The sequence below is a fragment of the Catenuloplanes atrovinosus genome, from assembly GCF_031458235.1.
GTDB classification, from domain to species: domain Bacteria; phylum Actinomycetota; class Actinomycetes; order Mycobacteriales; family Micromonosporaceae; genus Catenuloplanes; species Catenuloplanes atrovinosus.
Genome location: NZ_JAVDYB010000001.1, coordinates 404,687 through 417,142, shown reverse-complemented (window position 1 = coordinate 417,142; position 12,456 = coordinate 404,687). Strand labels below are relative to the sequence as shown.

At 74.0% G+C, this 12,456-nt stretch carries 11 protein-coding genes; 5 read left to right on the top strand and 6 right to left on the bottom strand.

The genetic code is table 11. From position 1 onward, the window contains the following. Positions 1-6: 6 nt before the first annotated feature. Positions 7-651 (top strand): TetR/AcrR family transcriptional regulator, encoded by a 645-nt coding sequence (locus J2S41_RS01835; RefSeq protein ID WP_310362142.1) that lies wholly within the window; start codon positions 7-9, stop codon positions 649-651. Positions 652-946: 295 nt separating this feature from the next. On the opposite strand, the gene J2S41_RS01830 is transcribed toward J2S41_RS01835, so the two are convergent. Then, positions 947-3,997, bottom strand: a complete 3,051-nt coding sequence (locus J2S41_RS01830; RefSeq protein WP_310362138.1) for a putative bifunctional diguanylate cyclase/phosphodiesterase — start codon at positions 3,995-3,997, stop codon at positions 947-949. 103 nt (positions 3,998-4,100) lie between these two features. Here J2S41_RS01830 and J2S41_RS01825 point away from each other — a divergent pair, with 103 nt between their 5' ends. Next, a complete protein-coding gene (locus tag J2S41_RS01825) occupies positions 4,101-5,246 on the top strand; it encodes a cytochrome P450 (protein WP_310362136.1) in 1,146 nt (381 codons plus the stop codon). Between the two features lie 52 nt (positions 5,247-5,298). Here the strand turns inward: J2S41_RS01825 and bioD are convergent, their stop codons facing one another. Together bioD and J2S41_RS01815 are read right to left on the bottom strand one after the other, a co-directional pair. Further along, complete coding sequence (bioD, locus tag J2S41_RS01820) at positions 5,299-6,033, bottom strand: dethiobiotin synthase (RefSeq protein WP_310376243.1); 735 nt, start codon at positions 6,031-6,033, stop codon at positions 5,299-5,301. 290 nt (positions 6,034-6,323) lie between these two features. Continuing rightward, positions 6,324-7,712 carry an aminotransferase class I/II-fold pyridoxal phosphate-dependent enzyme gene (locus J2S41_RS01815; RefSeq protein WP_374728239.1) on the bottom strand — a complete coding sequence of 463 codons (1,389 nt, stop codon included), beginning with the start codon at positions 7,710-7,712 and terminating at the stop codon, positions 6,324-6,326. 77 nt (positions 7,713-7,789) lie between these two features. Here J2S41_RS01815 and bioB point away from each other — a divergent pair, with 77 nt between their 5' ends. The 3 genes from bioB to J2S41_RS01800 all read left to right on the top strand — a co-directional run bounded on the left by bioB (position 7,790) and on the right by J2S41_RS01800 (position 9,668). Further along, positions 7,790-8,785: a biotin synthase BioB gene (bioB, locus tag J2S41_RS01810; RefSeq protein ID WP_310362130.1), complete on the top strand. Its 996-nt coding sequence runs from the start codon at positions 7,790-7,792 to the stop codon at positions 8,783-8,785. A gap of 124 nt (positions 8,786-8,909) precedes the next feature. Then, the gene (bsaP, locus tag J2S41_RS01805) at positions 8,910-9,098 is read left to right on the top strand and encodes a biotin synthase auxiliary protein BsaP (RefSeq protein WP_310362128.1); all 189 of its coding nucleotides are present in this window, start codon (positions 8,910-8,912) and stop codon (positions 9,096-9,098) included. A gap of 66 nt (positions 9,099-9,164) precedes the next feature. After that, entirely contained in the window at positions 9,165-9,668 is a 504-nt protein-coding gene (locus J2S41_RS01800) for a GNAT family N-acetyltransferase (protein WP_374728238.1), read from the top strand. On the opposite strand, the gene J2S41_RS01795 is transcribed toward J2S41_RS01800, so the two are convergent. The 3 genes from J2S41_RS01795 to J2S41_RS01785 form a co-directional block, all read right to left on the bottom strand. After that, positions 9,661-9,861, bottom strand: a complete 201-nt coding sequence (locus tag J2S41_RS01795; protein WP_310362124.1) for a DUF3072 domain-containing protein — start codon at positions 9,859-9,861, stop codon at positions 9,661-9,663. The genes J2S41_RS01800 and J2S41_RS01795 overlap by 8 nt on opposite strands. 401 nt (positions 9,862-10,262) lie before the next feature. Beyond that, entirely contained in the window at positions 10,263-11,261 is a 999-nt protein-coding gene (locus tag J2S41_RS01790; protein WP_310362121.1) for a GNAT family N-acetyltransferase, read from the bottom strand. Positions 11,262-11,679: 418 nt separating this feature from the next. After that, the gene (locus J2S41_RS01785) at positions 11,680-12,411 is read right to left on the bottom strand and encodes an ACT domain-containing protein (RefSeq protein WP_310362119.1); all 732 of its coding nucleotides are present in this window, start codon (positions 12,409-12,411) and stop codon (positions 11,680-11,682) included. Between the last annotated feature and the right edge of the window lie 45 nt (positions 12,412-12,456).

The window sequence follows — 12,456 nt, the reverse complement described above, 5'->3', positions numbered from 1 at the left end:
CTAACCATGACTTCCGTCGAACCTGGAACGGTCAAACGTCGTCGCCGAGGCGCCGACCTGGAGCGCGCTCTGCTCACCGCAGCTTGGGACGAGCTGACTGAAGCCGGCTTCGCGAAGCTGACGATGGAGTCCGTCGCGGACCGCGCGAAGACCGGGGTCGCGGTGCTATACCGCCGCTGGACGGACAAGAGCGACCTCGTGCTCGCCGCCATCCGCCATTACCGCGACCTCAACCCGGTGGTGATCCCGGACACCGGCGATCTGCGCGAGGACATGCTCGCGCTGCTCGGAGACATCAACACCAGACGCGAAGACATCGCGACGCTCGTCGGCGCGACATTCGCCGGCCTCCATGACAGCGCCGGACTCACCCCGGAGGACATCGTGCTCAGCGTGCTCGGCGACGGCCCACGACGGACCGACGCGGTGTTCCACCGGGCGCACGAGCGCGGCGAGATAGACCTCACGCAGATCCCGGAGGACGTGCTCGCGCTGCCGTTCCAGCTTCTGCGTCACGACATTCTCATGACCTTGCAGCCGGCTTCCTCCGAACGGATCCAGTCGATCGTCGACGACATCTTCCGGCCGCTCGTCATGCGGTACAACACCGCGGCGGGGAACTCGGCGCAGCGCGCGTCGCCGAAAACTTGATCCTCTTGTACTGCGGACCACGCGCCGCCGCGCCTGGCGCAAGGGTTTCCCCCGTTTCGGCACAGAGGCTGCCGTACATAACGTGGTGGGCAGCACGACATGAGGTGCCGCCCCGCGGTCACCGGAACCGTCCGCGACCAGCGGTCGGATCCGCCCGCGTGTCCGACCGACACCCCGAGTACGGACCGGGAGGATTGCCCCGCGAGGGGACCTGGCCCCAGATCCTCGGCACCCCCATATTCCGCACCGCCCGGCTCCGACCGCACCCCCCGCGGGCAGCCGGGCGTGTGCTGGTTTACGCCGGTCGCGCCGCCTTGGTGCGGGATGCCAGCCAGCCGTAGATGTCGGCCGCGTTGACCGGGCGTGAGAAGAGATAGCCCTGGCCGTACGGGCAGCCCATGCTCGCCAGCATCTCGCGGTGCACCGGCTCCTCGATGCCCTCGGCGATCACGCGCAGGTCGAGCGTGTCGGCCAACTGCACGATCGCGGAGACGAGCGCGCGTTGTTTGCGGCTGTGCACCATGTCGTCGATGAACGACTTGTCGATTTTGAGCACGTCGATCGGCATGTGCCGCAGGTAGCTCAGCGACGAGTAGCCGGTGCCGAAGTCGTCGATCGCGATGCGTACGCCGGTCTGGCGCAGCGCCGCGAGGTCCGCCCACACCTGCTCGTCGTCGCGCAGCAGCAGGCTCTCCGTGATCTCCAGCAGCAGGGCCCGCGGCGGTACGCCGGACTCCGCCAGGACCTGCCGCACCGAGTCCATGAAACCGGGGTTGCGGAACTGGCGGGCCGACACGTTCACGCTGACGTATCGCGGGCGGTCCGAGGGCACCAGCCGGTTCCAGCGTTCGGCCGAACGCAGCGCCTCCTCCAGCACCCAGTGCCCGATCTGCACGATCAGCCCGGTCTCCTCGGCCAGGTTGATGAACTGGTCCGGCGGGATGACGCCGCGCGTCGGATGCCGCCACCGGACCAGCGCCTCGAACCCGGCCGCCTCGTCGGTGAGCAGATCCACGATCGGCTGGTACTGGAGCACGAAGTGACCGCCGCTGACCGCCTGCTCCAGCGCGGCACGCAGCTCCAGCCGGGCGACCAGCGCGGAGTGCACCTCGGCCTGGTACCGCCGCCACTGCCCGCGCCCGGCCGCCTTCGCCACGTTGAGCGCGAGGTCGGCCTGGCGGAGCAGTTCGTTCGCGTCCCGGGCCTCCGCGGTGGTGGCCACCCCCACGCTGGCCACGCCGCCGACCTGCTCGCCCTCGATGGTGAACGGCGCGGTCAGCGCGGTGGTAACCCGCCCGGCGATCTCCTCCAGCTCGGAGAGGTGGCTGACGTCCTCGATCAGCGCGGCGAACTCGTCCGCGCCCAGCCGGGCCACGGTGTCGCCGGGGCGCAGCACGTCGGTCAGCCGCTCCGCCACGCCGACCAGCAGCCGGTCGCCGACCGTGTGGCCGAGCGCCTCATTGATCATGCGGAAGCCGTTCAGGTCGATCAGCAGCACGCCGACCAGCGTGCCGTCCCGCCCGGCGCGCGCGGCCGCGTGCTGCGCCCGGTCGGTGAAGAGCACGCGGTTCGCCAGGCCGGTGAGCGAGTCGTGCAGCGCCTGGTGGGTCAGCTCGCGCTCCAGCTTGCGCCGCTCGGTGACGTCCCGCAGCGTCAGCACCACGCCGCCGACCGTGGGCTCGTCCCGCATGTCCCGGCAGTCGACCTCGATCTGCAGGCGGTCGCCGTCACCGCGTACCGCGGTGAAGTCCATGCCGTCGTGGCGGCCCACTCCGGCGCGAGCCTGGGCCAGCATGTGCCGGAACCGGGTGCGGTCGGCCAGGTCGATCACGGTCTCCAGGGACGCTCCGACCAGGTCCGGCGCGTCCAGCACGGTGTGCGCGGACGGGCTGGCGTACCGGATGGTGTCGTCCGAGTTCACGATCATGATGACGTCCGAGGCGTGCAGGACCAGGGTGCGGAAGTACGCCTCGCTCTGCGCGCGGTGCACCTCCTCGGTCAGCGTGATCCGGGCCAGCGCCAGCCCGGTCTGCGAGGCCAGCACCTCCATCGACCCGGCCAGCAGCCGCAGCCGGTCCTCCGCCGCGCCGAGGTAGAGCATCCGCGACTCCGCGCCGAGCGGGCAGCACAGCACGTGCTCGAACCGGGACAGCTCCGGTACCTCCCGCCCGGCCGTCAGCCAGGGGCGCCGGCCCGGCGGCGACACCTCCCGGTCCAGGTCACCGACCTCGCCGGCCTCGTCGTGTGCGGCCACCGCCTGCTCGGTGAGCACCACCGCGTGCGGCGCCTCCGCGGGCAGCAGCCGGGCGACCGTGGAGCGGACCACCTCGCCGACCTCCGCCGCCGTGGTCGCGGAGACCAGCCGGGCGCCCGCTTCGCGCAGCGCGAACTCCCGGTCCAGCGTCGCCACGAACTGCGTGCGCGAGCCGGTCGACCAGAGCACGCCGAGCATCGAGATCAGCAGCGTCACGCAGGCGATCAGCGGCACGTCCCGCAGGTCGCCGCGGATCGCCTCCTCCAGCAGCACCAGCGGGCCGACCAGGCTCACGGCCAGCAGCATCGCGCCCTGCAACGTGTTCGCGCGGGACGCGTACCCGGGCAGCCGCGGCATCGGCTCGGTCAGCCACCGCATCGACGGCTGGAGCGCGGCCAGGCCCGGTGCGCCGTAGAAGACCACCCAGCCGACGTCCACCGGGCCGCCCACCTGCCAGCCGCCGGCGACCAGGTCGATCGCGTACACGCAGTCCGTGATCAGCAGCGACAGGACGCCCAGGACCAGCAGGTTCGCGGCGACGGGACGGCGCCCGCCGGTGGACAGCAGCCGGGCGAGCGCGGCCACGCACACCAGGTCGCCGATCGGGCCGCTGATCGAGGCGACCCGCTCGTTGATCGTCATGCCCGAGTCCCGGACGAACGGCGCGACCAGGTACACCCAGGCCAGCAGCGCCAGCGCGGCCGTCACCATCAGCGCTTCGAGCAGAGCGTTCCGGTCGCGGCCCACGGTGCGCGCGGCCATGAAGCCGAGCAGCGCGGCGGCCAGCAGCACCGGCACCGACATGTAGATCAGATCGGCGTACGACGGGAACGGGTCGGGGTCGTGCGCCACCTCGACGAGCCAGTTGTAGTACGCGTCACCCGTGTTCAACGCCACCAGCGAGGCGGCCAGCAGGTACCAGGGCAGGCGGCGGCGGGGGCGGTGCAGGCGCGTGCCGGCCACGACCGCGGCCGCGCCGGACAGCCCGATCAGCGTCCAGATCACCAGCTTCTGCTGCGGAAACGCGTAGAACAGCACGGTGAGCACGGCCAACCAGACGGTGAACCCGACGCTCACCCGTCGTGCCGACATCCGCGATCCCCCCAGCACTGCCTCTCCCGCCTATCGGACAATCGGCGCGCTTCCGACTCGGATGAGGGAAACCGCACCAGCGGCGCCTGAGTAGCGTGATCCCGTGCTGTTTCGACTCTGGGACTCCGTGCCCGCGCCCGCGCCGGCCCGCCTGGTGGCCGACGGCGTCGGCGGCGAGCACCTGCTGGTCACCCGGCACGCCGAGGTGCGGGCCGTGCTGGCCGACCCGGACACGTACCGCCCGGACAACGCGCTCGACGCGGTCACGCCGATGCCGGTCAGCGCGCTGCGCATCCTCGTCCGGCACGGCTTCCGGCTGCCGCCCACGCTGGCCAACAACGGCGGCGCCAGCCACCCCGCCATCCGCGCCGAGGTCGCCGAGCTGCTGCATCCGCACTCGGTCGAGCGCCACCGCCCGTGGCTCACCTCCGTGGTCCGCTCCCGGGTCGCGTCCGCCGCTGCCGCGCTCCGCTCCGGCGAGCCGGTCGACCTCCACGCCGCCATCGCCGCCGACCTGCCGCTGCTGGTCCTGGCCCGGCTGGTGGACCTGCCCGCCGCGGAAGCCGGTGCCGTCACGACGTTCGCCCGGGCCGCGCTCGAGCTGTTCTGGGCGCCGCTCTCCGCCGACCGGCAGGGACACCTCGCGCGGGTGGTCGGCGAGTTCCACGCGGTCCTGCGCGACTTCGCCACCCACGGCGACGGCCTCGCCGCCCGCCTCCGCGCCGCCGGGCACTCCCCCGACATCGTGGTCGGCGCGCTGTTCTTCCTTCTGGTGGCCGGTCAGGAGACCACGTCGCAGTTCCTGACGCTGCTCATGCACCGGCTCGCGACCACGACCGTACCGCCGGGGGTCCGTACGGCCGACCTGGTCGAGGAGTCCCTGCGGCTGGACACCCCGATCGTCACCTGGCGCCGCGTCGCGGCCCGCGACACCACGCTGGGGGGCGTCGCCGTACCGGCCGGCACGAGTCTGCTGCTCTGGCTGGCGGCGGCCGGCCGGGATCCCTCGGTCGTCGCCGAACCGGAGGTCTTCGCTCCGGGGCAGCGGGGCTCGCGCCGGCATCTCGCGTTCGGCGCGGGGGCGCATCGCTGCGTGGGGGCGAGCCTGGCGCGGATGGAGGCGGAGGTGGTCGCGTCGGAGACGCTGCCGCTGCTGCGATCGGTGACGGTGCTACGGGCGCCGTGGACCCCGGACAACCTCACGTTCCGGATGCCGGACGCGTTCGTGGTGGCGGATATATCCGCTTAGCAGCACTTTGACGTAGTCGCGACCGCCGCGGTGATGCCGGTGGGGAATCGGCTCAGAGTTCTTCGGCCCAGGTGCGCCAGTCGTCGAGGACGCCGTAGAGGGTGGGGGTCAACCAGCCGGAGGCGGAGCGGCGGAAGACACCTGGGTCGATGGCGCCGGCGCCGTCGGGGATGGCTCCGGCCAGGTGGGGGACGAGGTCGGTGAGGTTGGTCCAGTGGACCAGTTCCGGGGCGGCGGGCCAGGAGCCGATGACGATCCGGGCGGGTACGCCGCGGCGGTCCAGGGCCTCCAGCGTGAGGGCGGTGTGGTTGAGCGTGCCGAGGCCGGCGCGGGCGACGACCACGGCCTTGGCGTCGAGCGTGACCGCGAGGTCGGCGACGGTCCACGGCTCGCCGGACGGGCGCAGGCCCATCGGGACCAGCAGGCCACCGGCGCCCTCGATGAGGACGAGGTCGTGCTTGTCCGCCTCGGCGCGGATCTCGTCGACGACCGAGTACAGCTCGATCGGCTCCAGCCCGGCGACGCGCGCGGCGGCCAGCGGTGCCAGCGGATCGGGGAACGACGCGAGCGTCCGCACCGTGTCCGGGCCGGCGAGCCGCGCGATCACCTCCGCGTCGGCCGGATCGCCGGTCGCGGTGCCGGTCTGGCCCGGCTTGATCACCGCCACCCGCAGCCCGGCGCCCTGCGCGGCGGCGGCGATCGCGGCGGTCGCGATGGTCTTCCCGACCCCGGTGTCGGTGCCGGTCACCAGCACCGCACCACGCCACTCCCCCGGCTCGCCCGGCAGCGACTGTGGGGCGGCGGGCGGCTCGGGCTCACTCACGGCCGTCGCCGCAACCGGCCGGTCGCGCTCGACGGAAGCCTCCCCGGCGCCGGACTCCACCGCCGCGTCAGCGGCACCGTCGCCGGGATTCGGCACCGTGTCGCCGTCGCTGGAGGGCATCGCAGGATGCCGGGGGCCTGCGTCGTGGCCGGTGGAGGCCGCCGCGGGCATGTGGTCGTCCGTGGCGGGCAGGTCGCGCGGGGTGGCGTCGGACCCGGCCGGGGCGCCGGTGCCGGGGGTGGGGAGGGCGGTGGTCATCGGGTGGGGTCCGGGTGGGGGGCGGTCTTCACGATCACGTCTAGGGCTCGCTCGAAGTCGTGGCGGGGGACGCCCACGTTGATGGTCAGCCGGAGCCGGGAGCGGGGGTCCGGTGTGGTCGGTGGGCGGAAACAGCCTACGGCCACCCCGGCCTCCAGACATTCGGCGGCCCAGGCCACGGCCTCGGACGGGCCGGGGGCGGTGACCGAGAGGACGCCGGCGGCGGGGGGTGGGGCGTCCAGGCCGGCGGCGGTGAGGCGGGTGTGGGCGAGTGCGGCGCGGTACCCGAGCTCGGTGCGGGCGGCGTCGTCGGTGCGGGCCAGGTCGAGGGCGGCCAGGGCGGCGGCGGCGGTCGCGGGTGGGAGTGCGGTGTCGTAGATGAACGTGCGGCCGGTGTCGATCAGGTGGCGGATCAGGGCGGCCGGGCCGGCGATCACGCCCCCGGCGGCGCCGAGTGCCTTGGAGAGCGTGGCGGTGACCACGACGTCCGGCGCGCCGGCCAGGCCCGCGGCCGCGACGCCGCCGGCACCGGACGGGCCGAGCACACCGAGCGCATGGGCGTCGTCGACCAGCAGCACCGCCTCACCCGCACGATCCCGCGCGCCCGGCCCACCGGCGGACGCCGCCGACTCACGATCGCGCGCGCCCGGCACACCGGCGGACGCCGCGGGGTCACGATCTCGCGCGCCCGGCACCTCACGCGCGAGATCCGCCTGAGACACGAGGTCCGGCGCGGTGGATGACGCACCCGGCGACCCGGCCGGCGGCTCCGGCCGGCGCACCCGCGCAGCCGAGGACCCGGCCGACGCCGCCCGCGATCCGGCCATCCCACCGCCGGAGCCGGAGCCCACCGCGGCATGCAGGTCGGCCAGCGGCGCCAGATCACCGTCCACGGAGAACACCGACTCCGTGATGACCAGCGCGGCACGCCCCGGCTCCGCGAGCAGCGCCGACCGTACCCCCGCTGGATCGTTGTGGCCCGTGATCACCGCCGCGGCCCCGCTCAGCCGGACCCCGTCGACCAGCGAGGCGTGGTTGTGCGCGTCCGCGAGCAGCAGCGTGGACGGCTGCACCAGCGCCCGCACCGCCCCCAGGTTGGCGAGATATCCCGACGAGTACACCAGCGCGGACTCCGCGCCGAGCCAGTCCGCCAGCGCCGCCTCCAGTGCCGCGTGCAGCTCCGTCGAGCCCCGGACCAGGCGCGATCCCGTGGCTCCGGCACCGTACCGGCGGAGGGCCTCGGTCGCGGCGGCGACCACCCGCGGATGGCGGGACAGGCCGAGGTAGTCGTTGCCGGCGAGGTCGATGATCCCGTCGGACGCGCCGCGCGGCCGCAGCCGCCGGGTGAGCCCGGCGCGGGCGCGCAGGCCCGCCTTGCGGTCCATGGCGTCCAGCCAGCGTGTCACCGCGCACCCCCTGCGTCTTGTCGGTGGCCACCAAACCGCCTTGTAGGGTACGGACCATGGCTGACATCCTCGATCGTGCCCGGACCCAGGTGCTCGAGCGCGGCATCGGGCTGGACGAGAGCGACATCCTCGGCATTCTGACCCTTCCGGACGAGGACCTTCCCGCGGCGTTGCAACTGGCCCACGAGGTGCGGATGCGCTGGTGCGGGCCGGAGGTCGAGGTCGAGGGCATCGTCTCGCTGAAGACCGGCGGCTGCCCGGAGGACTGCCACTTCTGCTCGCAGTCGGGGCTGTTCACGTCGCCGGTGCGCGCGGTCTGGCTGGACATTCCGCAGCTGGTGGAGGCCGCGAAGCAGACGGCCGCGACCGGCGCGACCGAGTTCTGCATCGTGGCGGCGGTGCGCGGGCCGGACGCGCGGTTGATGAAGCAGCTGCGCGAGGGTGTGGCCGCGATCAGGGCGGCGGTGGACATCCAGGTGGCGGCGTCGCTCGGCATGCTGACCCAGGAGCAGGTGGACGAGCTGGTCGAGATGGGCGTGCACCGCTACAACCACAACCTGGAGACGTGCCGGTCGTACTTCCCGAACGTGGTGACCACGCACTCCTGGGAGGAGCGCTGGGAGACGCTGCGGATGGTGCGCGAGTCCGGCATGGAGGTCTGCTGCGGCGGCATCATCGGGCTCGGCGAGAGCGTGGAGCAGCGGGCCGAGTTCGCGGCGCAGCTGGCCGCGCTCGACCCGCACGAGGTGCCGCTCAACTTCCTGAACCCGCGGCCCGGCACGCCGCTTGCCGACCAGCCGGTGCTGGCGCCGCGCGACGCGCTGCGGGCGATCGCCGCGTTCCGGCTGGCGATGCCCAAGACCATCCTGCGGTACGCCGGGGGCCGCGAGATCACGCTCGGCGACCTCGGCACGCGTGACGGTCTGCTGGGCGGCATCAACGCGGTGATCGTCGGCAACTACCTGACCACGCTGGGCCGCCCCGCGACCGCGGACCTGGAGCTGCTGAACGAGTTGAGCATGCCGGTCAAGGCGCTCTCCGCGACGCTCTGACCCGAGAACACGACGCTGAGACCTCGCCCGCCGAATCCCCGCCCGGACCGGACGCGCCCGCCGGGTGCCCATCCGCCGAAGACCCGTCCCGCTCCCCGCCCACGACCGCAGTGAGGTGCCCGAGATGACCGCGACCTGGTGCGACCGGTGCGGCCGGGCGCTGGCCGACGGCGACCACACCGGCTGCGCGGCGGCTCGCGAGCTGGAGCCGCCGCGCTTCTGCCCGGAGTGCCGCCGCCGGATGAAGGTGCAGGTGCTGCCGGCCGGCTGGAGCGCGACCTGCGTGGAGCACGGGACGCTCTCGACCCGCTGAGGGCATGATGGCGTCGTGAACGTCATCGTGGTGCGGGACGCCGCATGCGGCCGGCCGTGCGCGGCCGTGCTGACGGGCGCGTCCGTCACGCTGCGGCCGACCGAGGCCGCGGACATCCCGGCGTTGGCCGCGATCCGCCGGCATCCGGAGGTGCGGCGCTGGTGGGGCGGGGGCGACGACCTGGCCGCCGAGGTCACCGACGACCATCTGGACGCGGAGACGCCCACCTTCGCGATCGTGCTGGCCGGCGCGGTGACCGGGATGATCCAGTGGCACGAGGAGCCGGATCCGATGTACCGGCACGCCGGCATCGACATCTTCCTGAACCCGGCGGTACGCGGGCGCGGGCTGGGCCCGGACGCGGTCCGCACGCTGGCCCGGCACGTCATCGACGCGCACGGCCACCACCGGCTGGTGATCGATCCGGCCGCCGAGAACGAGGCCGCGATCCGCTGTTACACCAAGGCCGGGTTCCGCCCGGTCGGCGTGATGCGCCGGTACGAGCGGTCCCCCGACGGCACCTGGCACGACGGCCTGCTGATGGACCTGCTGGCGGAGGAGCTCAGCTGACCCCGCGGCCGGTCTTCTGCTGCAGTTCGTCGATCCGGCGCGACGCCTCGGCCTTGGTCAGGCCCTCGGGCGCCTCCTCGCCGGCCTCGGTGGCGAGCGTGTTCAGGTAGGACTCCTGGGCTCCGGTGGCGGGCTCGTCGCCGGTGGTCCAGTCGTCCGGGTCCTTCCGCGCCGTGGTGTTCTGGTCGGTCATGGCCGGGCCCCTTCCGTACGGCTTGTCGAACGCCTGTACCCCTACCCGGTCCGCCGCTGGTCAAACCGGTCGCCGGGGAGGGTGCACCTCCCCGGCGACCGGTGCGCGACGGCCGATGGACGGTGTCGGCCGGTCGCGCGGGGCCGGGTCGTCCGCGAGAACGACGGCGGCCGGACGGAAGTCGTGAGGCCCGCCACGCCGTTCGGCCGATCGGCGGGCACGATTTCTTGCGCGGACGCACTAGACTCGCTCCTGTCCGTGGAGCCGCGCGCGACTACGCGTAGTGGAGGACACCGAGGGGGCGGATGTGGGCGCATCCGTCCCCTCACCTATTCCGGCCCACGGGAGCGCTTCCATAGACGCTCATGATTTAACCGTGCGGTAACCGCTTTGTATAGGGCCTATGAGGCCGGCGAGGTCGCCCGGGTCGGCGCGATCGGCAGCGTGACCGTGACCAGGCCCGCGTCACGCTCCAGCGCGGAGGCCGGGCCGAGCCGCTCCAGTGTGGACAGCATCGCCTCCTCGCCCGCCCGCACGTGCACCACCAGCGCGGCCAGCCCGGCGCGCCCGGCCATCGCGATCAGCCGCCGCACCAGCGTGGCGCCGATGCCGCGCCCGCGCCAGGCGTCGTCGATGGTCAGCCCCACCTCGGCGAGGTCGCCCTCCGGCAGCAGCCCGGCCAGCCCGACCACCCGCTCGCCGGCGAGCGCCACCACGCCGTGCGGGATCAGCCGGTGCACCCGGGCCGAGCCGACGGTCAGGTGGCACGCGCGCATGCGGCGTACCGCCGGAAGGTCCTCGGGCTGGGCCCGGCGGACCGTGATCTCGTCGCCGTCCGGGAGCAGCAGCGTGACCGGCTCCTCGGCGGCGCGCAGCGCGGCGGCCGCCACCTCGACCAGCGCCTGTGCCCGCGCGTACTCCGCGGGCGTGAACGCGGGCGCGTGCCGCACGATCTCGTAGACGCCGCCGGCCGGGTCGGCCAGCCGCATCGCGGACCGGGCCGGGCCGAACCGGGTCGGCGGCGTGGTGCGCGGCAGCTCGGCCCGCCAGGTGACCTCGGTGGCGCCGAGCATGCCGCCGAGCGCGTCACCCAGCGAGTCCGGGTCGCGCACCAGGCGGGCGGCGAGGCCGAGCGCGCTGGTCGGCGCGTCCGCCAGCGCCTGGGGCTCGGCCGGCGCCACCCACGGGTCCCGGCCGCGCCCCTTCTCCACGGCGGCGAGCAGGTCGCGCTCGGACATCGCGTCGGGCGCGTCGACCAGGAAGTCGTCCACGGCACCGCCCTCGGTGGTGTGCACCTGGACCGCCAGGATGTTCACCGACTTCAGCGCCAGGCTCGCGGTGAGCACGGACAGGTAGCCCGGACGGTCGTCCACCGTCGCCCTGATTCGCCACAGTCCCACGACGCCCCAGCTCCCTCCCGCCGAGACCTCAGCGTCGCACGCTGCTGTTACTGACCTATTGCTCAGCGCGAACTTCGCCGCGTGCCGCTCGTCACGCCCGGCTTCCGGGGGTGGACGGTCAGGCCGAGCGCGTCCGCGTCCGGCCGGCCACCGGTCGTACCGGGTCTGGCCGGGCACGACCGCGACAGGTGGCGTTCGGGCCGGTGAGCAGCGCCCGCACGCGCTCCAAGGTCCGTCGCGCCGCGGCGGAGCCGTGGATCAGCGCGCCGGGGGCGCGAACGTGCCGGTGGAGCGGTCGTTGGCCGCGGTGGTCGCGTCCCGGACACGGCCCCGCGGCACCGCCGGTCGAGCGGTGGCTCAACATGTGCGCGAAGCGGCACGGCTGTCCCGCCCTGCCGCTCCCCCGGTGCTTCACCTTCTAGAGCGTCGCCTCTTCGCGCGGGGTGACCAGGTCCAGGCGGTCGCCGAGGATCACGGCGGCCGCGCGGACCAACTGGGAGATCCGGTCCACCTCGGTGACGTGGAACGACGCGGCGGACAGGCCGTCGCCGTCCATCCGGGCCAGCACCAGGACCAGTCCGGCGCGGCCGAACGGCGCGACCGCGTACCGGGTGCCGTCCGGGCCGGTCATCGAACGGGCGCGCAGCGGCGTGACCTCGGGCAGCCGCGGCGGCTCGGGCGCCCGCCAGCTGGCGTAGGCGACGTCCGGCTCCCGGCCACCGTCGTCCTCCGCGCCGGCCGGCCGCGGCACGGCGGCGCGGGACGCCCAGTCGGCGGGCACCATCGCGGCGGCGGCCCAGTCCGCGGCCAGCAGACCGGGGACCGCGTCGACCAGCGTGGCCAGGCCGTCCACCGGGTTCGCCGCGACCTGGGCGAGCAGTTCGGCGTCGTGCCCACCGGCGACCGGGGCGCCGATCGCCCGCCAGACGCCGTCGACCTGCACGCCGGGAATCGCGGCCAGGCCGGCCATCAGGCGCTCGACGCGCGCGGCGCCGGGCCAGACCACGGTGAAGTCGTCGACCGCGCGGCCGCCGAGCCGCTCCAGCACCACGACCTGGACGATGTCGGCACCGGCGACGCCGAGCGTGCGCGCCACCTGGCCCAGCGCCCCAGGACGGTCCGGAAGCGTGACCCGCACCCGCAGCAACATGGACGTCCCCCTCGAGCCTGGCGAACAACAGCGGAACAAAAGCTT